This is a genomic window from Paenibacillus sp. 1A_MP2, from assembly GCF_052244825.1.
In the GTDB taxonomy this organism is placed as follows: domain Bacteria; phylum Bacillota; class Bacilli; order Paenibacillales; family Paenibacillaceae; genus Paenibacillus; species Paenibacillus vandeheii.
In genome coordinates, this window is sequence record NZ_JBQQCS010000001.1 from 6,338,656 (window position 1) to 6,361,065 (window position 22,410).

Here is a 22,410-nt window from a genome sequence, read left to right on the forward strand (position 1 = left end):
TCCATTTTCATGGGACCGGCTTTATTACATCATGCAAAATAAGACGCTTCCGGAAGGATTCACGAAACGTCTTATTACTTGCTTTTTTACGTTCCCATACCGAATTTATCAAGCCAATGGGTAATCTTGTTATCATACGACCTCATTGCTAACCTCAAACGTCCATCTTCCATGAACGACTGAACGACTGACTTAACGCTGAAAAAGCGATCGCGTTATAATTCCAAGAGCATTTCATACTGGCCAACATGATACGCAAAGCCTGATTTGACCAGGAAATCTTCCGTCGGTTTCAGATGAGATTCCACATTGAGGACACTGATTCCAGGAGATTCTGTGCGTTGGACCATCTCTGTCAGGATGCTGCTTGCAATACCTTTGCCCCGGTAATTTTGGCTTACTCCGAGCTGTGGAATATCACCTGTTTTTTTATCTATAATGCCATAGCCAACAATGCTATGATTCTGTCGTGCAACCACATAGATAAAAGCTTCCGGCACAGCGTAGATGGAATCAATTGAATTTTGCCAGGAGGGCTCCACATCCCAAAATTCCTTGAACTGCTCCAGATCGATTCTCTCCACACATTCCACCGTGCAGGTCGTTTGCGGTATGAATTTATCTTTTTGCAACTGAAAACATGAAAATCCCCTTTGAATTTTGAAGTTTTGTTTACTGTAAAGCTGAACTGCAGATTCGTTGGATTGGATGACTTCTAACAAATATTGCTCTACATTTTTTTCTTTTAGCAGCATTTTTATATTCAAGAGCAGATCGCTTGTTATGCCCTGCCTTCTGTATTCTTTTACAACACCTGTCCCCATGTCGTATGCAGTTGCCTTTCCATTCCAGTTTCGAAGTCCATTGATAACAAATCCGACCATTCTCTCATCCTTAAAGGCCCCCATAGATATTTCGGGATGATAACCCCTTCGTTGGAGCATTTGTTGAAACTTCCAAAAAGGCAAATCCATTTTAACCTGGTAATCGGAAAACGCATCCACAAACGCTTCGTGCAGTGTTTCCAAACTTATCTTGTCCAACATTTTATAACTGTACATCAGGGCACTCTCTCCTTTGAAAAGATGAAAGCAATAACATATTAGGGCTCATGTTCTCCTGCCCTTATTTAAATATTCCACTAAATAATGTTAACACTATACAGTAAGATCCGCACTATAAACGTTATAGAATAAGAACAACCGAGCAAAAATTAGGAATAAAATTATGATTTCGATTAGTTTATTCAGTTAGTGGAAATGTTCAAATGGTTTGCTTTATAAAATATTCATGAGTAAAATTCCTTTTAACTAAAATAGACCGCTCCCTAGTTAAGGAATACGGTCTATTGATTCATTATTCTAAGAGGATACCGATTTTGTTAAAGCAATTTCGGTGATCTTGGTGTCATACGGATCTAATTCCACGGTTTGTTTTCCATACTCGGTATCGATCGTTGCGGTTTGAACTTGGTCACTGTTGTTAATGACGACCAATATTTTGCTTTCTGGATAATACGCACACTCGGTATACAAGTTATCTGTAATGTACCTCGATTCATGGAATTCATTGCCGGCATATCGAATCAAATTTAGCAGCAGTCTTGTATTTTCCCAGCTGAATTCGAAGGAAGGCAGGTAGATCCCTTTTCCTTTACCAAAGTCATGTGTAGACAGTGTGATCATACCATCCGTTTCACTCACTACAGCTGCTGATCCATCGGTGAGATAAATGTTATTTTTAGGAAGTATGCTGGCCCCTTTAGGCACCAAACCATGCTCATCACAAGCCTCATACGTCCATTTTCCATGAACGACTCTGGCGCCTGTATCCTCATCCACTCCAAGAACATGTGCCATTCTGAAAAAGCTGTCATACCCTTCTACCGCCGATGGCTGCTTGATGCCAATAAAGGTACCGCCTTCATATACCCATTTGGTCAGCAGGTCCACGCACTGGTGGTCATTCCAATGCGCTCCGCCGCTCCAGGCCGAACCAGCAGAGCCAGCATTAATGACGACGTCAATATGTTGCAATGCGCCCTTACGGATATCTTCAAAATCAATGAACTGCACATCAACCGGTAAGCCAGACAAAGCTTCATTTACATGAATCAAGTCATGCATATACGTCTCATGGAAATGGCCGGACAAGGTCCACGATCTTAATTTGCCCAGCTATGCAGAACCGCTACCTTTGTCTTCATCTGATAGGGCTTGCCCGCGTGATGCAGCTCTTTCATTTCCCTGAACTCGTTGGTAATTTTCTCGATGTAATCAACAAAATCCGGGTAAGGTTCAACCAGATGCAGATATCCACCCAATCCAATCCGGTCCATCGGCTCTCTGAGCAAAGCGCGCCTTATATTGATCCAATACTTTTTGGCATCCAGCGTGGGATCTCCCCCTCCTTAAAGGTAGGAAGTCCTCCTAAACCCACCGGGAATAAGTATGGATGCAGTCTTATCTCATGGGTGTCGACCTTGATGCCCGAACACATCCTTGCCTCGTAACCGGAGAACACACATTTAATCATGCCGTCGAATCCAAACTCCTGAAAGCGGTCATTGTAAGGCTCCATACCAACCCAGCTGTCATCATAGAAGACATACGCCAGCTTGCCGTGGTTATGCACGATATCAATTAACTTCTTCCCAAATCCGATGACAAAATCATTGATAAATGCCATCCAGTCCAGCTTACGCTGCTCAGCCGGGATATGACTTACCTGATATTTGCCGCCATTCACAAAATCCTCCGCAGAAAGCGAGTATCCATATTTTTTGGCAAACAGATCAAGCGCTCTTGAACTTACCGTAAAATCGTATGAACCCCAGTCTGAGAACAGATGGCGATTACGCTCGTCGCTGCCCCAGATCCAGGCGAAATTATAAAATAATGAGGTGAATCGAACCACCGTTGTTTCCTGATGCTGCTGACTCCAGCTTTCCATCCAGTCCAGCAGATAGGTCTGCGTTTCCGAATAGATCGGATCAATTTGCATCAAGTGCTCTTTGTCCCAATGGTTCGTGGTGTGATTGTACATCGAAATCTCTTCCCAAATCCGATAGGCCATGAAGCTTACGGTGTATTTATGCCAAGGGACGATACCGGTAATTACTACATGGCCGGATTCCCTTTCATAATTCCACTGCCCTCTTGGCACTTCCTCCCCGGTTGTCCGGTCAAAGACCTGCCAATATTTAAACGCCTCTTTGGAATCATTCACCCTGAATTGTTCAGCAAAAAAATCCTCCATCAGATAGAACGATACATAATCTTGTACAGCTACCTTCGGATTCGTAATTAGAAAACACTGCTGCAGCTTATCGGAATTACGGGTTGCCCACTCGTTATGATCCCGAATGATACAGATGGTCGAATAAATGCCATACCCAGCGTTAATAATCTCATCGGACAACTGCGTGCCGTCACTGTCACGAATGACATCGGCTCCCCACCGTTCGGCAAGTTCCAAAGTCAGTGCCTCATAACCGGATTCTCCCGGTAGTGTAAAGGAGCCTTTTGTTGGTTTGGACAACGTGGTTCCCTCCCTATTTCAACATGTCGGATAGAAAAGCCAATGCCAAGCCCTGACCCCAGCCCTGAATCCAGTCTTTTGGAATATTGCGATACCCCTCCCGATCCTTCATCACCGCTGTACCGCCCGATACACCAAGCACGCGTCCATCTTCACTAATGTTGTTCAGGATACCTTCCAGTGCCTTTTGCACATATTTGGTATGCAATGGATTGCCGTTATTGATCATGGCTGCTGCAATACCAGCGGAAGCAGAAACCTCTTCATAAGAATCCTCGTCATCCAAAACCGTACGCCACAAGCCATTTTCGGTCTGGACGAGCTTCAGAGCTGCCAGTTGATCCCGCAGTGAACACTCCACGTCCATGCACTGCGGATATAGATACCAGTCCTTCAATTGTGGTTTTACTTGTGACATAGTGTAGGCGCCCAAGCGTTCGCTCTTCCCCAATATAATCCGGACATGTGGTCCTTGTTGACGTTATTGTAGCCGTGGTACCAAAAACCGCTGCTTGGATCCTGCAGGTATTTGATATGCCAGTAATATTGATTCAGAGCATCCTGGATCATTTCCTGATCCTTTATTTTGCTTCCTACACGGAGCAGGAAAAATGCCGCCATAAACAAGGTATCCGCCCATGCCTGCTCGGGAAAATCATTGGAAATAGAAACGGTATGCTGCAGCACGTTATCTCCGAAACGAAGTGCATGATTTTGAAGATAATCCACCTTGCTCATCACAATATCCCAATATTTCTGGTTCCCTGTTTCTTCATATAAAGTAATCAGCATATGGCCCATGGCACATGTATTCACGGTCCAGTCCGGCAAGCCCAGCTCAATGTATTCATCCGCCCATTGGACAAGCCTGTCCAAATATTCCTGATTGCCTGTCGTTTGATAAGCTCTGGTTACACCATAGTACGCCACACCGCAAGGCCAATCCCACGTCAAATCCATGGCCAGTGTTTTCTGAGTAACGTTATCAATTACGTTTAAAATTTCTTCCCTATCATATTTCACTTGCAGCATCGATGATTCCCCTCTCATAGCGCACATGCCCCCAAATGCGCTTGAGAGCTGTCCGTCCTTGGTTTGAAAACGCTTTACTTCTTCCATTGTACGCAGTAAAATAGTGTCAATCTAAGCATATTCGCAACAAAACTGCGCAATTTCAATCATTTATGAATGGGAGTTATCGAATGTGCCCAGAAAAAGCAGCCCATTATTGAATATCGCCACTACAGCTTGCCGATCCATTTTCCTATTCTGCTGTTAAGCGGTGAACGCTGGAAGATCTCCGATATCAAAAGTGAACATCTCCATTTCCATAACCATCTGGAGATTGGCATTTGCCATTCAGATAGCGGCATTATGGAGATCAAAGGTGAATCTGTACCTTTTAAAGCCGGTGATGTGACCTTTATCCCTAGATATCTTCCTCATACAACATATAGTTCACCCAACGAAGCCAGTCTTTGGTCTTATCTCTTTTTCTCGCCAGAGGATCTCTTTCAACATTCGTTTAAGAGCAATGCCTGCAGTAACTTCGAACCCAATTTGTGGGCAATTAAGGGACTGAACTGCATTTTAAACAGGGAGGAACATCCGAGGATTTATACCCTTGCGACATCGGTCGTAGAGGAATTGAAGCAGAAGAAACCTTTGTATCAGGAAAGTGCCTATGGCTTATTGTTATCCCTTTATATCGAACTCCTGCGAATCCATTCCCAAAGTGAAACCTTTGAAGATCAAGAAACACAGCCTAATCTAAAAGGTGATTTTGTCATTTCTCCAGTTCTGGAGTATATCACCAAAAACTATATGTCGCCCATTACCATCGATTCTCTGGCTGATCTGTGCCACCTAAGCACTACTCATTTTCGCAGAAAATTTCATGATATTATGGGAACTGCACCTCTGGATTTCCTGAATAGCACCCGGATTGAAGAAGCCTGCAAGCAATTAAAAACCACGGATGCCTCCATTCTTTCGATCTCCGAACAAGTCGGTTTTCAGTCCATCTCCAGCTTCAATCGCTGCTTTTCCAAGCTTATGGGGAAATCGCCGAAGGAATGGCGCAAAGGTGCACAGTCTGAAGTGCAGTCCGCGAAAGCGTCCATATTGGAGTTTACAGGGTGGATATAGGGAAGGGATATGTGCGATAGAGTTTATAGGCAAATTAAAGACGCTTCGAGAGCGAGTCTCGAGCGTCTTCTTACGTTCCTTGTATTATTAATCATTAATTCAACACGAATAAAGGGATTGATAAACGAGTCTACAGTACCTCTGTCGTAAGCGTAAACCCTTCAATCACGACATCTTCGTCCACTTCAATCATGATACACCGTCTGCCTTGATAATTCACCTGTTTCACATATCTCAGGTCTTGCGGGCTTACCGAAATCGTAGCAACTTTGGTTTCAATCTTAATGGACTTGGACGTAAACTTAGGCATCACACTGGTCGCTTTCATTTCATAATTCTTGTTATCGACGATAGTTTCAAATGCACGTTCCACTTTCTCCGACGTCAGATCCTCTACACCGCTTGCCGTCAACACACGTTCCAGGTCTTTATAATCCAGCTTCGGAGGTTCTTCCTCATGTGACTCTTCGTTAATTTCGATGACCCGGTTGATCTCCTCGTACACATGTGCAATTGTGGCTGAGTCGAGCTGTTCACCGGCCACTTCCTTCACGATATCTTCGAAGATCGCCCGTTCTTCCAGCGCTGTAACGGATCTTTCTCCATTCAATACATTTTCAACAAAATGCGGATCCGGGAAATTCGATTTCCCTGTACAATATAGAATACGATTAACATCGGAATAGTTGTCCGTCACACTCGGGTACAAGAAACCCTGCTCTGGTGTGCTTAATTTGACAACCGGATCGACAATCACGTTGTACTTAAATTCTCTCTCCACGTAATCAAACAAAAGTGTTTTCCGCTGCTTCTCCGTGGAATTCACACTGCACAGGATGAATGGATGTGCGAACACTTCGTTCTTCTCACTTTCTTCCGCTTCATCATTACGCGCCTTGGTCGGCAAGTAATACTGTCCACGCACGAACGTGATCACCATATCCCTTTCATACTTGGCATCTGCCAACATTCGTTCCACCAACAGGAGCATCAGGTCCTGCCATTCCTCCGGATCTCCTGTTACCAATGCTTGGTGAAGCATCACCTGAGCCGGCTCTTCCGCCTGCTCCTGAAACTTCAACTCAAACAATTTCTGATCCAGCTCACCCGTCAGCAATTTTTTGAAATTGCCCATGTACAGCTCCTGCTTCTCTCTGTCTACCAGCTCAAACGGATGGCGCTCCCAATGATAGATCTCGTTCGTTTCTTTCGTAATATACACGTTGAGAATATCGTAAATATTCAGTAAATCATGATCCATTTTAAACTGCTTGCGGATATGCGCGACTTCTTTTTATTCATGATTCGTTAGACAACTCCTCAAGTAAATTGGCCTTACAAGTATAAACGATATAAAAAACCTTCGCTATATAAGTTCAACTAAAGAATATTTCCACTGGCACTCTGATGACTGAACAACCTTCCGATCACTGTTATCGTTATATGTCATCTGCGTTAACTAAACAGAAAGACGCATCAGGAATGATTCCCGTGCGTCTGTTCTCGTTTTAATAATTATGTTTTCGATTAACTGCTGCTCGGCAACACATCTGCATTCAACAGTAGTTCACGGCTGGGAGAAACTTTCCTCGCTTCACGTAGAAACAGTAATCCCATCAAAAGTGATACTACGCCAATAATAATCAGCAATGCCCCCAACTCCTGACTGTAGGCTGCCAGATCCCCGTCCCGAAAAGCCATACCACGAATCAGACGGTTAAGCCAGTTCATTGGTAATACCCATGCGAAAATTTGAAACGGTTCTGGAAATGCCAGCGGCGTTAGTTGAATTCCTGTAGCCAAAAAGGACGGATACAATACAAAACTGGTTCGTAGACTGACTTTGGACATGTCTCTGGCAGTGTAACCAATGAAGATACCCAGGAGTGACAAGGCGAAGGCATAAATAACCAGTGGGATGATAAAAAGATAAGGCTCCGCTTCAAATCGCATTCCCCCCACCTGCTTTAACAATCCATAGGATAGAAGCAGTGAAAGGGAACTCAACACAGCATAAGGTACACACCGTATCCATAGCTGGAAAGGTGACTTTCCGTTTGCAAACAGCTTCCCTTCCTGACGCAGCCGAGGCGTTATCGAGCCCGCTGCGCTTGTCGTAATCATCAATACTACAATATTCACAAAGCCAAGCACCATAAAACCAACATAACTGGAGGTTGGATTAAACAGCATCCGCTGCTGAAGGGATAACGGCGACACGATTCCTTTAGCTGTTTCGGCATCCATTCCTTTCTGGACGAGACGTGTCATGGAAAGGGTCATATTCTCCGTCTGGATAATTTCCTGAATCGCGGTCCGAATCCCGGTTAGCCCAGAGGGCATCGTGTTATCCATCAAGATGCCGATGTTCGTCGATTTCCCTTGTTGTTGACGCAATCCCAACTGATTGGGAAGCATAATGACGGCTACAGCCTGTTCATTGGCAAGCAATGTTTCCGGACTCACTCGGCTGGCATACACACTTTTGACGCTCATGTATTGTGACGCATTTATTTTGGAGATCAGCTGCCGTGAATATTCACTATGATCCTCATCTATGACAACAACAGGCGATTTGCTAATTTGGTTGTGCGAGAACATTAAACCGAAAAATAAGGCTGCAATAAGCGGACCAATAAAGATCAGGCGAACATACTTGCTGCCCAATACGTATTTCCACTCATCAATCAGTGATTTCATCAAGTTTCACCTCTGCTGTCATCCCCGGAAGCAAATCAGCATTTGAATCCATCGATATTCGGACCAGAAACATACTTAGATCCGCTTGCCCTTTTTCGCGCGACATACGCAGGCTCGCAAACTGTGGGGAAGATGAGATGGAAGTAACAACCCCGCTCACCTGTGTTGACTGATCCAAATACGGAAAATGAACATCAATGCTTTGATTCACTTCAATCTTTTGAATTTCACTTTCCTGCACATAGAGATCCGTGTAATAGTTATTCTTTTGCAGAACCGCCAGCGGAACTCCTGGTTGTACTTGATCCCCCTGCTTTATAGTAACTCGGTCGACCAATCCGTCATACGGTGCGAGTACATCCACTTCTCCTTCCTCAGCTGATTTTACTTTGAACAGCACCTCTCCCTCTTTCACAGAGTCACCTGCAGATGCACCCGCCTCTATAATCGCCCCAGGGCTATTTTGATAAAATAATGTCGTTTGCTCTGCCTCAAGTATGCCTTGTTTCCTGCTCTCCGCCTGACTTACCGCATCCTTTCCTTTCACAGCCAGAAGTGAACCTCCAGCAATGAGCACCAGCGCAATTCCGATATACAAACCTGCTTTTATCTTCATTCTTTTATCTCTCCCATTCTAATTCCTCGTATATATAAGTTGAACTAAAGAATATTTACACTGGACACTCCGATGACAGAACAACCTTCCGATCGCTGTTATCCCCAGATTTTTTGATTCCTTTTAAAAAGGGGTAAATCCGGGGATAAAGGCGAAGCATATGCTTCCGATGCAGCTTTCTTTCAGAAAGCTTTTAGCTCCGCTTCTTCAGGTTCTTTCTGTCCTCTCCGTTTTGTGTAAATGTTTAGTTCAATTTATATAGTTAACTTTGCTGCGCATGTTTGCTTTTCATTATCATTTTAGTGACCGCATTCTCGGCAGCCTCCATAATCACTTCGCCCAGAGTGGGATGAGGATGAATCGTCATAGCCAAGTCTTCCACGGTTGCACCCATCTCAATTGCGAGTGCAAGCTCCGATATCAGTGTGGATGCCTCCACGCCAACGATTTGTGCACCAATGACGATTCCCGAGGTCGGATCAGCTACAATTTTTACAAATCCTTCGGTTTCCCTTAATGCCAATGCTCTACCGTTGATCCCAAAAGACGATTTTCCAATAACCACCGGAATGGCTTGTGCTTTCGCTTCGGTTTCAGTTACTCCAACACTGGATAGCTCCGGATCAGAAAAGACAACCAGCGGAATCACCTTGTAATCCACTTTGGAGGTAAGGCCAGCAATGGCCTCTGCCGCTACTTTGGCTTCATAGGATGCCTTATGAGCGAGTGCCGGACCGGCTGTAATATCTCCAATAGCATAGATATGGGGGATCATTGTTCTGCACTGTTCATCCGTTTCAACCAGCCCTTTGCTGGTCACTGGCAAGCCCATTCGCTCCAGTCCTAACTGGCCATCTGTATTGGGTTTCCTGCCGATCGTGACCAATACATATTCCGCAGTAACCTGGTGCTGCTCCTGATTTTTCGAATAATACAGTGTAATGGAATCGGCATTCTGCTCCACCTTTTCAGCAATCGCTCCGGGTACGATCTGGATACCATCCGCCTTCAATTGTTTGACTACAGGGGCTGCAAGTTCCGGCTCAAATCCGGGCAATACTTGTGCTCCTCCCTCCAGAATCGTTACCTTTGTTCCAAATTTGGCATACATCTGCCCAAGCTCCACACCGATATAACCTCCGCCAATAACAACCAGACTACTCGGCACCTCCGCCAGAGACAGTGCTTCTGTGGAAGACAAGATACGTCCTCCAACCGGAAACGCTGGCAGCTCAATCGGACGAGATCCAGTTGCCAGTATGAGGTTTTCAAAAGAAATGCTATGGTCCTGTCCAGCTTGCTGGATCAGCGCTGTATGTTCATCCACCAGACTGGCCTCTCCTTCGAGAATGGTCACACCCGCATTCTTTAACAAATAGTGGACGCCACCTGCCTGTTTATTCACAACCCCCTGTTTAAAATGCTGTGCATTCTTAAATGTCGCTGCCGCGTCAACTGGATTGAACTGTTTGAACAAATCATAACGATGTGATTCCGCAATTAAGGCTTTGGATGGTATGCAACCTACATGCGTACATACTCCACCAAGCTGTTTACGTTCGACAATTGCCGTTTTCATCCCCAGTTGCACGGAACGAAGCGCTGCCACATAGCCTCCTGGACCAGATCCAATAACTAACGTATCTACAGATTCAAGCTTACTCATATCCCGATACCTCCTAAATTGAAGTCGATTTAAAATATGATGATCGTAATATATTATAACCATCATATTTTAAGACCGTCAACAACCGTATTTGCCCTTTTGTAATTCAACAGACATCCAGTCGCCAAATTGACAGGCTTTATTATGATGACTATAATATTTTAAAAGTATAGAAATTGATCTTAACGTAAACATTCAATTTCTATAGAATGATGAAGCTATGGAGTGAATGATAATGCCCTATCCCAAAGGCCATAAAATAAAAGTACGAGGTAAAATTGTGGAGAGTGCTGCTCGGGCTTTTCGCACCAATGGTATCCAGGACGTCAGTGTGCCGTTCATTATGAAGGGAGCCGGATTGACTCATGGAGGGTTTTATTCACACTTTGACAACAAGGAACAACTGGTCGCCGAAGCCTGTGAATATGCCATTAGTGATACCATAGCACTTCTTCAGAAAGTCGCGGATCAGGAAGAGCAGACCCCCAAAATTAATACAGTCATCGATTATTATCTCAGTCCCTATCACCGCGACAAAACGGAAATGAGCTGTATTTTCCCTGCCCTTTCCGGCGAAATATCCCGCTCTTCCGAAGAGGTCCGGCAGGTATTCACTCATGAACTGGAGCGGATGGTCACTTTTATCTCCAATTTAGCAGATATGGACATGTCCAAAGCTCGCGCACTGTTCAGTACATTGGTCGGCTCCCTTGTTCTTGCACGCTCTGTTAATGATCCTGAACTAAGCGACAGTTTTCTCGCGGCGGGCAGGCAGCAAGCCAAAGATATGGTTATGAAAGATTAGAAAACATAAAAAAAACACGTCCATAGTGGCGTGTTTTCTGTAAACTTTTGTGCAAATCGTTTTACCCGACAACTATTCAAATTAGCACCTTACATATTTACGCTTGAATCCAGTACGCCCTTTTTCCACTGCCTGTTGAATATTCGCAGAGGCATTCAGCAGCTTGCTCTTAGGCTTGTCCTTGTTCAATTCAACAGGTCCCACAGCCTTGGCCGTCTCCACTGCCTGATCGTGCAGCGGTTGATAGGATGTCGCGACGGTGTACAGGAAGTTGTTCATCGAATACTTGGTGCGTTCAGGTGATTCGTGAATCGTTTGCTCTACCTGTTTAAGCATATCGTTCAGCTTACTTTCGGAAAACTCAGCATCCTTCCGGCTTCCGAGTAACCAGCAATAACAGCTCCAGCCTGCTGACATTTTCAAATCATCCCCGCTCGCAATCCACTTGTCCGAAACCGTTTGGGCAATATCCGTCTCCGACAACGTGACGGAAACGATGAAGTCAGAGATCATGTAAAAATAAGCGGCATCGATCCAACGGTCAAAATCAGCTTCTGTCATCGCTTCGGGATCGGCAATCACACCAGCAAAGTACATGGCATCATAGTTCCCCGTAGCGTAAAGCAGCTCAGCCAAAGGTTGATCCTTTTTTATTTTCTTCGCAATTGGTTTCATCGCCCCGGTTGCTACTCCAAAAAGTGGTTCATGTGCACCATTCGACATGTATATTTTCTTTGTTCGTTCTTTCCCGAGTGCTTCAAGTTCTTGCATAACCTCTTCCAAATTCATTGTGCAAAACTCCTTTTTCATAGGACATATATATTTCTAATTTGCCGTTTAGAGGGAATACAGCTTGCGAGATGATCCGTACAACAATTTCATTTTCATTGTATCACAGCCTGTTGTCACGCTATACATCCAGATTCCACTAAATTCACTCCCATTCCAACATATCGTTTGTACACAAATAACCACTACTCTGAAGAGCAGTGGCCCATTATTGATAGTTATTTTCCTTGTTAACATCCTTGGTTTACAGTCTTTGACGACTTTTCCATTCCCGATAACGTTCAGTAATCATCGGCTCAATGATGTGATAGTTCTCCATGGAATCTTGCACATGGTAGATCGTTGGCAATCCAACTGCCAATATATTAGTGAAATCAACAGCCGTGTATAGGTCTTTATGGATATCCAGGTATTCACGCGCAAAGGTATCCGCTTCATCCGACAATTCCTTCGAGCTGAGCACACCATCCCAGTTCTTGCGATAGAACTGAGCACCCGTCATTTCATTCCGTTTCACAAGCTCGATATCTGATGCATCGTTTTTAGCACTTCGTTTGCCAATCATATCGTTTTTGATTAACCACGTGATGAACATGCCCGTTGGAACATAGGCTTGAGTGCTGTCCAGTTCTTTTGGAAAGTCTGCCTCATAATGCCACTTCGCTTTGTCATACACATATATTTCTTTTTCCGGGATCTGAAACAAAACCTCTCTCTGCGCCTCCACAAAACCTTTAGTTCTCAGTTCATTAGCCAGTTCATTCAGTCGATCAACGGTTTCCTGCTTGGTAGGATAGGGTTCGTATGTCGGATTCATCGTCTTCTTATCGGGATATAATCGGCCTTTAATGATATTAAGAATGCATACCTCTGTTGCTTCCGTAATGATCAAATGTCGATAATCGGTAAACGTCTTTCCTGGTTTGATCAATACAAGCTCGATCTTCTCCATCTTCTCACCTCACCAATAATGCTAACAACTCCACATATTTCGGGTGATTAGCGTCCACCCCTATGATATCAAAATTATGAACGACTAACATGAGTTACTCTATAAAACTCAGTCTAATGCGAGATTTATCCATTACGATTTGAGAAGATCCACAGCGTTGAGGAAGAAAGTACGATATATTGGGACAAGACCGCTGTATAAAAAAATAGAGATGCCTCGCAGGTCCATTGCTGGCGCTACGAGGCATCCCTTTTAGTTCAAGATGCTGCTATTCGAAATTTAGTTTTCCCAGTACTGCTTGGCAATCTTTTGGCCTTGATCGATCTTTGCCCATTGCTCGGCTTCGCTTAGCTCGTTACCGCCATCACAGGATGCAAAGCCGCATTGGTGCGAAAGCAACAGACGATCCTTATCAATAATTTTGGAGGCTTCGTCAAGCAACCGGATCACACGAGCTTCATCATCAAGTGTGTTGGTTTTGGATGACAACAAACCTAATACAATTTCCGTTTCAGGTCTGTCCTTGAAAACTTCCAATGCTTCGATAGAACCCGCGCGATCATCATCCCATTCCAGGAAGAAGCGATCATATTTCAATTGCTTCAGGAACAGGTTAGCGATTTTCGCGTAAGATCCACCGCCCATGTTGCGAGAATCATAGTTGCCGCGGCAATTGTGTGTCCACATTTTCAAGCCCAGGCTATGACCGAAGTCAATCACAGTATTATTAATATCAATAAATTCGGTAGCGAGACCTTGTACTTCTTCTTGATTAATATGCTCCCCTGTAAACGGAGAGTTCGGGTTGTCGTCTGCAAAAAGCTCCCACAGGCAATCATCAAATTGCAGGATTTTACCGCCTACCGCAGCAAATTCTTCGACAAATTCCTTATACGCCTTCACAAGACCCTCTTTGAGCTCTTGAATGTTCTGATAAACAGCATCCGTACCGCCAATATTATCCGACCAGGAAAGTTCACCAAAGATATGGGATGGCGACGGAACGCAAAGTTTCGTTTGCTGGTCACCCGCCGTGTCTTGCAGCTGTTTGAACAGTTGAATGAAATGATGATTTTTACCGCTCAATTCCCCAGTGATGCGCAGGCCAATATCTTTACGTGTTTCGTATTTTGAAGATCCATCCACATCACGGAAAAAATAGCCATGGTCTGCAATATAACGCTCAACGCCACCAAAGCCCCACACAAAATCCAGATGCCACATCGATTTGGAAAACTCGCCATCTGTAATAATCGACAGGTCATGCTCGATCTCCTTCTTAACAACCTGTTGGATTGCCTCCGTCTCGCATTTCTCATAACCTTCGAAGCTTTCATAGAATGGATATTGGATATCATCACGATGTTCAATTTGTGTTTTATATGTCAGCAGCTCTTCGGGCCGCAACAAACTACCTACGATCTGGAACTTATCAGTCATGTTAAAAACCCCCTCGTTGTATACCATTATCATATCATGTAGAACGAGGCTAGCTGAGATACTTAAATACCATAACTGGTTATAGTTAAAAGCTATAGCGATTCATATCCATCTCACAATGTACTACGCCTTAATTCATAAAAATACTGCACAGCCGGATGCTTCATTTTAATCGACTCGGACATATTAAGGATTCGCTTTTTTCCAAGACGTCTGTCTACCAAAGCCAGAATATTAAACAAGATATCGTTGCTCTCCAGATTATCCTCTATCGAAGTAGATAAAAACGTAGTCGCTACAACGGTAAAATTCGATTTACTGAGTGCAGCCTGTGCCAACAATAGCTCCTTAGCAAGTACGGAGCTTTTTCTGCTTCTTGCTATGACTTGAAGACGATCCTCCGGAACGGTCCCTTTGGTATCTTTTCGGACGGCTTCAATCTCTTCATCGGTCACAGGAATAACGATCTCCGGGTCGTTCTTGATCTCCTGCTCCGTTTGATACCATCTGATTAAGCCAGTGATGTCACTCATGTTGAGTATGTTCTTTTTATCTACAGTAATGTAACAGTTGCCTGATTTATCAGGTGAATAGCGATAGCTGGTTGCCCGGTACTCAACTCTTCCAACTAACGCAGGACTGAGGAAACTCTCCAGTTGTTGCTTCAATTTGCTCCAAGACATAAGTTTCTCCTTGTTCGATATTCATAACCACCCTATCGGGCAGCCTATCTATGATCCATCATACAGTAACCAGCACTTATCCTCCATAATGGAGCGAACCAAGCATCATTTCCAAGAAAAATAATATGTTGTTGACGTGGTTTCTGTTCGATAAGTGTCTATTGTCTTCAAAAGAAAAAACATAGCCAAGTCGGCCATGTTTTCCAAAATGTTATTTTCCTAAATCGCCTAATCCCACTCAAAAAAACACATGGCTACATGAGGAAACTAACGTCATTTTTTATTGCCATAGCTTGAGCATTCTGAGAAAAAAAAGCTTTGCCTCTCGTCTGTTGTTTCTCCAACCTGGAACTTAATTTCCGTTTTCCTCTGTCTCATCATGATCCTTGCTTCTAAATTCATCGAGCAACGTACGCACTTCACTTGTTGACTTAGCGTTCATTAAACTGTTTCTGAGTTCACTAGCCCCTCGAAATCCACGGACATATATTTTGAAGAAGCGGGCCAGTGGGCTGAACGCACGCGGTTCAAGCTCTGAATATTGATCATACAGGTCCAGGTGCAGCCGCAGCAGATCAAGCAATTCATCACTACTGTGTTCCTTCGGCTCCTTCTCAAAAGCATACGGATTTTGGAAAATACCGCGTCCAATCATAATGCCATCTACGCCATATTGCTCAACGAGCCTCAAGCCGGTCTCACGGTCAGGGATATCCCCATTAATGGTCAGCAGTGTATCTGGTGCTATCTCATCACGAAGTTTCTTAATCTCCGGAATCAGTTCCCAGTGAGCGTCTACTTTGCTCATTTCCTCTCTCGTCCGAAGGTGAATGGACAGATTCACAATGTCCTGCTGCAAAATATGAGTCAACCAGTCGCGCCATTCGTCTACAGCTGTGAATCCGAGACGTGTTTTGACGCTGACAGGCAGTCCTCCGGCTTTAGCCGCCTGAATGATCTCCGCTGCGATTTCGGGACGACAGATCAGCCCGCTTCCTTTCCCATTCTGTGCTACATTCGCTACAGGACAACCCATATTGATATCGATGCCTTTAAAGCCTTCCTTCGCCATCCCGATACTCATCTCACGGAAAAATTCAGGCTTGTCTCCCCAAATATGCGCCACAATGGGCTGTTCATCCTCCGTAAAAGTCAAACGCCCACGCACACTTTTGTTCCCCTCCGGGTGACAATAACTCTCTGTATTCGCAAACTCGGTAAAAAACACATCCGGTCTGCCCGCTTCACTTACGACATGTCGAAATACAACATCCGTTACATCTTCCATGGGTGCAAGTATAAAAAATGGTCGTGGTAAATCACGCCAAAAGTTTTCCTTTGTCATCTCTAAACCCCTCTATACCTTCGAGGACAGTCTAATGTCCTTATTAATAGTAAAATCCGTAACTCATGCATCTGTATGTTCTTCATTTACATTAGCAGTTTGGTTGCAATTTACATTTTGATGTCCTTGCTGCTTCTTCACTTGTACCATACAAATGTAACTTCGTTCAAACATCAGTTTATGTTATTGCTTCCAATAAATCTTCGGAATTCACCTTTCCCGATTTTATCACGTATTTATGTAATTTTCAGCACGAGTTCATCAGTAGAACAATAGAAACACAACTTAACTTTCTCGTTTCGGTCTTTATAATAGAAAATAAGCTTCCTCCATCGTTAATTTTTTGAGATTGCTCTTGCCGAACAGGAGAAGCTCCTCTAAAATGAAGCTCGGCAGGCTTTAAACCTGCAAATCGTGATTTGGAGGAGGCCTGGATTAAATATGGAAATTACACTGGATATGCTCAAAGACAAAGTCGAATGCCTGCAGGCTTATGACTTCCGTGAACTGGAACGAGCGATCGAAGAACGAATCGGAATGAACAAGGCATTGCTGCTTCGAGTGAAGCATGTTCAGCATCAAGTGACTTTCGACCCACTTCGCAACAAGATGTTATATAGTGCAGTTGTGCATTTTGCCGCAGAGTGATGGACGAGTTTTTTTACTTTACTAGCGTAAATTTATAAAAGTATACCCGGTCGTTACGGAACCCATGGAGATTCCGCCAAAGATGGTATCTACATTCTCCCCAACGCCGTGCCATTAGATATAAAAAAGTAGAACTACCCCCGTCTAAATAACATACGGGGGTAGTTTTTTTTAATCAGCTTACTCATTTGAATTTACATTTACATTTCCCAGATTCGGTACAGAATCATCGCTGCTTCGACGCGGGTCAATGGTTCAGCTGGTGCAATTTTGCCATCTTTGCCGTTGACAATTCCGCTTCCTACAAGGGAAGCTACGCTATCCATCGCGTAAGTGGAAATGCTTGCAGCATCGGAATAAGGAGCTAGATTTCCAATGCCGGCAGAATGCTTACCAGCTGCTTTCAGGGCTTTTGCCGTAAGAACCATCATGTCTTGACGAGAAATGCTGCTGTCTGGTTTGAATGTGTTGTCTTCGAATCCAGAGGCAATTCCAAGTTCTTTGGCAAAAGCCACGGCCTGTGCATAGTGAGCGGTTGGCTGTACATCGCTGAAGGCTGCCCCGTTCGTGCCTGAGCCCTTCAACTCAAGTGCTCTGACAAGCAAGGTGATAAAGTCTGCTCTCGTGATAGAAGCTGCAGGAGCGAAGCTATCCTCAGAGATTCCTTTAATAATATCGCGTGCAGCCATCGCTTCGACTGCTTGTTTTGCCCACAGGACATGCTGCACATCGGCAAATGACTTGGTTACGTAGGCTACAGCATAGGTGCTGAAATGAGTTGTTTTAAACACCATCGAGCCGGTTTTAGCATCATAGCGTCCGCTTGGCAAGGCTGTTGCCTGTCCTTGATTGTCAATGTAAAGAATAACGATCTGATGTGCATTGACAAGCTCCTGTGCAGCAGGCGTGTACGGAACAGATACCGTTACAGGTGCCGCTGGGTTGTTCCAGGCAAGGACACGGTCACCAGCTTTTACGCTTAGATCGATCACCGGACGGCTGCCTACGATAGCGCGAACATCTGCGCTCAAGCGATCTGCTGAGACTTTGTTAATCTGAATAGAGACTTGATCGGCTTGCTCCGTAATATTAGAAAGCATGTTGGACGGAATTTGAAGTGTTGCATTCTCCGTCTTAAGCACAAACTCAACATTATTGTTGCTTTGCAGGCTGGAAGTCGGCAGCTGCACCACATAGGATTGGGCATTGGCTTGCTTCGGCACTTCGATGGTAACCTGCTTTTTGCCATTTGCACCTGGAGAAGCTTTTTCAATCGCTTTATTCAGGCTGTCGCTTGAAATGGTTGCTGTGGCTGTTCCATTTTCGACTTTTATTACCGGTACAATTACTGAGTCGTTGCCCGGAAGCTGTGGTTGAGGCTGTGGCTGCGGCGTAGTTCCTGAGTTCGATCCGCCACTGTTACCCCCGCTGTTGTTACCTCCACCACTGTTGCCTCCGCCATTATTTCCGCCTGAAGAAGGTTTGCCAGTCAGCGTCAATTCACCGAATACGGAAGTATCCTGGTAACCTTGACCGGATGGATCATTCCATGCGTTCACGCTGATTCTGTTGCCGTCTTTGGCGTCATTAATCTGCGCATCAAAGCCAATTTTGGCATTGTTCGCAGGCTTAACCTTCTTGAACGGAATCTTCATTTCAACTGTGTAGTTGGTACCGGAAACAGAGACTTTGGAGTCGAAGCCTGCAGCGATTTCCGCTGGATTAAAGGAAGCTACGTTCTCGAAGTTCACTCTGTATTGTCCATCATCGTCTTGGAAGTTAGCCGTTTTTCCGTTATTTTCATCGACAAATACTTCGACGGAATCCTGCTCCCATACATTCGGGTTGGACTTGTTCAGTTGATCGTCTCTGACTTGAACCAACACATACAGATTGTCGTCATCCCAGAGTGCTTTTGCTGTTCCTGTAGCACCTGACCATGCCATTTGCTTCGTATCCAGTTTCATTTCAGGAGCTTGGCTCCATACGCTGTCTACGGAGCCATCAATAGCTGGTGTCCCATAGTAAGCGCCTGAGCGCTTGTATTCAAGCTCTTCAGGCGGATTTTCCGCCATGTACTTTTCAGGATCAACGACCGCGTAGAATGCCTCTTTGGCTTGAAAATTTTTATCGAACAAGGTTGGATTCTGCTCGGCTCTCCAGCTGGTGCTGTCATTTAATCCCCAGAAGGTGACACGAGAAATATGCTCGCTGTTCTTCTTATAGAGATCCATCAATTGGGCATACAGATAGGCCTGTTGTTTGGCTTCTTTTTCAGTGATTGTAGAATTGGTGCCTGCCATAATGTCCAACTCGGTGACACTGACTTCTATACCCAAGGATATAAAACGCTCGAGCGACATCTTAACATTGTCCAATCTCGTGCCCAAATTATAGTGGGCTTGCATGCCGATGCCGTCAATCAGTTTCTCGCCAGGGTGATTTGCGGCGTACTTCTCATTGATCTCTTTAACCATACTGTAGATGGCTGTAGCTTTATTTTGGTTGTCATCGTTATAGTCATTGTAGTAAAGCTTGATATCCCAGCCGTTTTCATCAATGACTTCTTTGGCTGCGAGGAATGCCTCCTCAAGAAAGTCAGGGCCGATGGCCTGTAACCAGCCGGAGTTACGCAATGCATTTTTCCAGTCTTCCGGATTTTGCGGGTTATCGTTCATGGCTTCGTTGACAACATCCCAGGAAATGACTTGGTCACCAAAGTGCTCAACGACCGTTTTAACATGTGTTCTTAGATTCGTCAGAGCTACCTCACGGCTCAATGGTTCACCACTCACTGCCGTATGAAGCCAGGTAGGTGATTGCGCATGCCATACGAGCACGTGACCGTGCAAATCAAGACCTGCATCCTGTACTCTTTGGACAAGAGCATCTTCTGCGGTGAAATCAAATTGTCTGTTCGTGTCATATGCATAATCCGGCTTCATGTCATTCTCAAACGTGACGACATTGTGATGTTTCTTCAGAAGCTTGAGCCGAGTCTCATCAAATGTAGACGGATTAACAATATTCCCAATCAGGAAATCATCCTCATAAATATCCTTGATATTAGGAAGATTTTCTTGAATCGGAGGTGCGGCAGCTACAGGTCCGACATATTTTAGAGCAAAGTCATCCAAGAAAAAGGTACGGTTGCCACCGTCATTATTTGCTGTTTCAATATAAGCATTGAGTACGCTTGGAGTTGTGGTGAGCGTGTACTTACCCGTTAAGTGTACCCATTCCTGATCGGTAACGGTTGCATTTGGTGAAACGTTTGCAAAGCCGCTGTCCGCATATTGAACACTAATACGAAGGGTTGTAGGTGCTTCACCAGGAGCCATTTTCACCCATGCAGACAGCTCATATTCGTGATTCTTCGCCATTTTGCCTGTAGCATCAACCAAGGCTGCATCATATTGTGTCGTAGTCGTCACAAGCAAGCTTTGCTTGCCGCCAGATGTACGATTATCGTCTTGGGAAAGGACTACCGTTTCACGGCCGTTCCGTGCTTTGAATCCATCCAGACCATTCTCAAAATCCGCAGAGATGCCCGTTTTATCTACAACCTCCGGTTCAGTTTGATCAGGGGTCACATCGGTGATGATAACTTCATCAATGTAAATATCCGAGGTTAACGTATTGCCCGATGGTTCAACATAGATGATGACCCCATTCGTTTTAGAAGGTACTTCGTAACCTTTGGTTTCAAATAAAGTCCATTCGGAAGCGTTTACAAACTTGTTCCCTATAAGCCAAGGATACTTCTGGTCCTCCGCTAATATTTCAGAATTTATTTTGGATGCCAGATGGAACTGGCCTTCACCTGAACCGAGTCTAACCTTGAGAGAAATATCATACTTACGGTCCGATTTCATCTTGCCAGTAAGTTCGAGAGCAGGAACGGCCTTCTCATCGGCCCGGTTGAAGAACTTCAGAGATTTCGTACCTTCGGAGGCTAAGTTATCAACGACCGCGGTATCCCCGCTCGATCCCCAACCCAGCTTGCCCCATCCATCGGTACTGCCGTCTTCAAAACTTTGGTTAAGGACTATAGTAGGCTCTGCAGGTGCTTCTGCTTGGGTAATCGTGATATTCCCGATATAGAATTGGACAGCTTTCCCTGCATCACTCGATTTAATCCGCAGAGCTGTCTTGTCCACACTCGTCACGGTAAGAGGGGCAGATAGCATAATGCCTTGTCCCGCTATAAAGTCGGAAGAGCTAATTTCCTTGTATCCCTCTGAGTCAGTAACGCCCTTATTAGATACAATCTCCAGTACTGCTTTCCCAGCTGCAGGCGGGTTAGCATCCGTATCGACATAAACGGAAGCGGTTACAGAATACTCTTTGCCAACTGACAAACCAAGGTCATCAAAAGCGAGGTCCACGCCATCCCAGTTATTAGATCGGTTACTAACTTTTAAAGCTGCTCCATCATCATTGCCTTCAAACGGCTTGCCTGTTACAGTGCTCAACTGGGCACCACCTGATGGAGTTACCTTGCCTTGACCATTCTGGAATGTTTCCTGATACACAATTTGTGAATTAGTTGCCGCTAGATCCGCAGCGCTAACTGCCGGAGCTATCAAGCCACCCGGAAGAAGCAGAGCCGCTGCGAGTAACCCGGAAACGACCTGCTTAAATGATTTCCTCATTCGAAGCATTCCCCCACACCAAATTTTTTATTAAACATATAAAGCGCTTACATAATTTTCTGTTACCAGCCTCCTTTCACCCCAGATAATACCACTTCATGGAAGAGAAATCTTACTCCAAATTAAAGGGGAATCTTAGTTTTTTACAGAACTATGCCAAGTCTGATAATGGTATGGACATGCGCTTCATTTCTGCTGATCAGGCCGCGACGGATAAATTCGAGAATCTATATAAGTTGAAACGTTGTTCATTACTAGAAAAGAAACAGATAAATCCGTCGCAGCAATCACAAAAGATCCCCTCTTCACTTAAGTCAACATCATCAAGTTTGTCCTCTAAGGGCCCACAGAATCTACATACCAGTTTTACATACACATATTTAAAGTATCAAACCTTTCGTTCAACAATAAAGAAGCTGAACA

14 protein-coding genes and 3 pseudogenes are annotated in these 22,410 nt (G+C 44.5%); 3 read left to right on the plus strand and 14 right to left on the minus strand.

The window, feature by feature from the left end; translation table 11 throughout:
• Nucleotides 1-215 precede the first annotated feature (215 nt).
• The 4 genes and pseudogenes from ACTWJ7_RS31225 to ACTWJ7_RS31240 form a co-directional block, all read right to left on the minus strand.
• Entirely contained in the window at nucleotides 216-1,061 is an 846-nt protein-coding gene (locus ACTWJ7_RS31225; RefSeq protein WP_301880840.1) for a GNAT family N-acetyltransferase, read from the minus strand.
• Nucleotides 1,062-1,361: 300 nt separating this feature from the next.
• Nucleotides 1,362-2,126: a lacto-N-biose phosphorylase central domain-containing protein gene (locus tag ACTWJ7_RS31230; RefSeq protein ID WP_443146214.1), complete on the minus strand. Its 765-nt coding sequence runs from the start codon at nucleotides 2,124-2,126 to the stop codon at nucleotides 1,362-1,364.
• Nucleotides 2,127-2,164: 38 nt separating this feature from the next.
• Nucleotides 2,165-3,540, minus strand: a pseudogene (locus ACTWJ7_RS31235) (1,3-beta-galactosyl-N-acetylhexosamine phosphorylase N-terminal domain-containing protein).
• A gap of 13 nt (nucleotides 3,541-3,553) precedes the next feature.
• Nucleotides 3,554-4,572: pseudogene (locus tag ACTWJ7_RS31240) on the minus strand (glycoside hydrolase family 88/105 protein).
• Between the two features lie 156 nt (nucleotides 4,573-4,728).
• Here ACTWJ7_RS31240 and ACTWJ7_RS31245 point away from each other — a divergent pair.
• On the plus strand, nucleotides 4,729-5,688 hold the full coding sequence (locus ACTWJ7_RS31245) for a helix-turn-helix domain-containing protein (protein WP_443146215.1): 960 nt from the start codon (nucleotides 4,729-4,731) through the stop codon (nucleotides 5,686-5,688).
• A gap of 130 nt (nucleotides 5,689-5,818) precedes the next feature.
• On the opposite strand, the pseudogene ACTWJ7_RS31250 reads toward ACTWJ7_RS31245, so the two are convergent.
• The 4 genes and pseudogenes from ACTWJ7_RS31250 to lpdA all read right to left on the minus strand — a co-directional run.
• A pseudogene (locus ACTWJ7_RS31250) lies at nucleotides 5,819-6,982 on the minus strand (DUF4317 domain-containing protein); the annotation flags it as partial.
• A 233-nt stretch (nucleotides 6,983-7,215) separates the two neighbouring features.
• Entirely contained in the window at nucleotides 7,216-8,388 is a 1,173-nt protein-coding gene (locus tag ACTWJ7_RS31255) for an ABC transporter permease (RefSeq protein WP_301880845.1), read from the minus strand.
• The gene (locus ACTWJ7_RS31260) at nucleotides 8,372-9,004 is read right to left on the minus strand and encodes an HlyD family efflux transporter periplasmic adaptor subunit (RefSeq protein ID WP_301880846.1); all 633 of its coding nucleotides are present in this window, start codon (nucleotides 9,002-9,004) and stop codon (nucleotides 8,372-8,374) included. Before ACTWJ7_RS31260 ends, ACTWJ7_RS31255 begins: the two co-directional genes overlap by 17 nt.
• 262 nt (nucleotides 9,005-9,266) lie before the next feature.
• Entirely contained in the window at nucleotides 9,267-10,670 is a 1,404-nt protein-coding gene (lpdA, locus tag ACTWJ7_RS31265) for a dihydrolipoyl dehydrogenase (RefSeq protein ID WP_301880847.1), read from the minus strand.
• Nucleotides 10,671-10,905: 235 nt separating this feature from the next.
• Here lpdA and ACTWJ7_RS31270 point away from each other — a divergent pair, with 235 nt between their 5' ends.
• The gene (locus tag ACTWJ7_RS31270) at nucleotides 10,906-11,475 is read left to right on the plus strand and encodes a TetR/AcrR family transcriptional regulator (RefSeq protein WP_079350458.1); all 570 of its coding nucleotides are present in this window, start codon (nucleotides 10,906-10,908) and stop codon (nucleotides 11,473-11,475) included.
• Between the two features lie 81 nt (nucleotides 11,476-11,556).
• On the opposite strand, the gene ACTWJ7_RS31275 is transcribed toward ACTWJ7_RS31270, so the two are convergent.
• From ACTWJ7_RS31275 to ACTWJ7_RS31295, 5 genes are all read right to left on the minus strand, one after another.
• Nucleotides 11,557-12,264: a DNA alkylation repair protein gene (locus ACTWJ7_RS31275; RefSeq protein WP_079350459.1), complete on the minus strand. Its 708-nt coding sequence runs from the start codon at nucleotides 12,262-12,264 to the stop codon at nucleotides 11,557-11,559.
• 244 nt (nucleotides 12,265-12,508) lie between these two features.
• Nucleotides 12,509-13,216 (minus strand): DUF7832 domain-containing protein, encoded by a 708-nt coding sequence (locus tag ACTWJ7_RS31280; RefSeq protein WP_301880848.1) that lies wholly within the window; start codon nucleotides 13,214-13,216, stop codon nucleotides 12,509-12,511.
• Nucleotides 13,217-13,495: 279 nt separating this feature from the next.
• Nucleotides 13,496-14,656, minus strand: a complete 1,161-nt coding sequence (locus ACTWJ7_RS31285) for a cobalamin-independent methionine synthase II family protein (RefSeq protein WP_301880849.1) — start codon at nucleotides 14,654-14,656, stop codon at nucleotides 13,496-13,498.
• A gap of 113 nt (nucleotides 14,657-14,769) precedes the next feature.
• A complete protein-coding gene (locus tag ACTWJ7_RS31290; protein ID WP_301880850.1) occupies nucleotides 14,770-15,339 on the minus strand; it encodes an SF0329 family protein in 570 nt (189 codons plus the stop codon).
• Nucleotides 15,340-15,691: 352 nt separating this feature from the next.
• Nucleotides 15,692-16,684 carry a tRNA dihydrouridine synthase gene (locus ACTWJ7_RS31295; RefSeq protein WP_301880851.1) on the minus strand — a complete coding sequence of 331 codons (993 nt, stop codon included), beginning with the start codon at nucleotides 16,682-16,684 and terminating at the stop codon, nucleotides 15,692-15,694.
• Nucleotides 16,685-17,125: 441 nt separating this feature from the next.
• Here ACTWJ7_RS31295 and ACTWJ7_RS31300 point away from each other — a divergent pair, with 441 nt between their 5' ends.
• Nucleotides 17,126-17,332: a DUF2536 family protein gene (locus ACTWJ7_RS31300; protein ID WP_301880852.1), complete on the plus strand. Its 207-nt coding sequence runs from the start codon at nucleotides 17,126-17,128 to the stop codon at nucleotides 17,330-17,332.
• Nucleotides 17,333-17,532: 200 nt separating this feature from the next.
• Here ACTWJ7_RS31300 and ACTWJ7_RS31305 read toward each other — a convergent pair whose 3' ends face one another.
• Entirely contained in the window at nucleotides 17,533-21,987 is a 4,455-nt protein-coding gene (locus tag ACTWJ7_RS31305; protein WP_301880853.1) for an endo-1,4-beta-xylanase, read from the minus strand.
• Nucleotides 21,988-22,410: the final 423 nt, after the last annotated feature.

What these genes read in the sequence shown, in the direction of transcription:
- ACTWJ7_RS31225 (WP_301880840.1), bottom strand. Translation starts at nt 1,061, where the DNA reads ATGTACAGTTATAAAATGTTGGACAAGATAAGTTTGGAAACACTGCAC.
- ACTWJ7_RS31230 (WP_443146214.1), bottom strand. Translation starts at nt 2,126, where the DNA reads ATGCATGACTTGATTCATGTAAATGAAGCTTTGTCTGGCTTACCGGTT.
- ACTWJ7_RS31245 (WP_443146215.1), top strand. Translation starts at nt 4,729, where the DNA reads ATGGGAGTTATCGAATGTGCCCAGAAAAAGCAGCCCATTATTGAATAT.
- ACTWJ7_RS31255 (WP_301880845.1), bottom strand. Translation starts at nt 8,388, where the DNA reads ATGAAATCACTGATTGATGAGTGGAAATACGTATTGGGCAGCAAGTAT.
- ACTWJ7_RS31260 (WP_301880846.1), bottom strand. Translation starts at nt 9,004, where the DNA reads ATGAAGATAAAAGCAGGTTTGTATATCGGAATTGCGCTGGTGCTCATT.
- lpdA (WP_301880847.1), bottom strand. Translation starts at nt 10,670, where the DNA reads ATGAGTAAGCTTGAATCTGTAGATACGTTAGTTATTGGATCTGGTCCA.
- ACTWJ7_RS31270 (WP_079350458.1), top strand. Translation starts at nt 10,906, where the DNA reads ATGCCCTATCCCAAAGGCCATAAAATAAAAGTACGAGGTAAAATTGTG.
- ACTWJ7_RS31275 (WP_079350459.1), bottom strand. Translation starts at nt 12,264, where the DNA reads ATGAATTTGGAAGAGGTTATGCAAGAACTTGAAGCACTCGGGAAAGAA.
- ACTWJ7_RS31280 (WP_301880848.1), bottom strand. Translation starts at nt 13,216, where the DNA reads ATGGAGAAGATCGAGCTTGTATTGATCAAACCAGGAAAGACGTTTACC.
- ACTWJ7_RS31285 (WP_301880849.1), bottom strand. Translation starts at nt 14,656, where the DNA reads ATGACTGATAAGTTCCAGATCGTAGGTAGTTTGTTGCGGCCCGAAGAG.
- ACTWJ7_RS31290 (WP_301880850.1), bottom strand. Translation starts at nt 15,339, where the DNA reads ATGTCTTGGAGCAAATTGAAGCAACAACTGGAGAGTTTCCTCAGTCCT.
- ACTWJ7_RS31295 (WP_301880851.1), bottom strand. Translation starts at nt 16,684, where the DNA reads ATGACAAAGGAAAACTTTTGGCGTGATTTACCACGACCATTTTTTATA.
- ACTWJ7_RS31300 (WP_301880852.1), top strand. Translation starts at nt 17,126, where the DNA reads ATGGAAATTACACTGGATATGCTCAAAGACAAAGTCGAATGCCTGCAG.
- ACTWJ7_RS31305 (WP_301880853.1), bottom strand. Translation starts at nt 21,987, where the DNA reads ATGAGGAAATCATTTAAGCAGGTCGTTTCCGGGTTACTCGCAGCGGCT.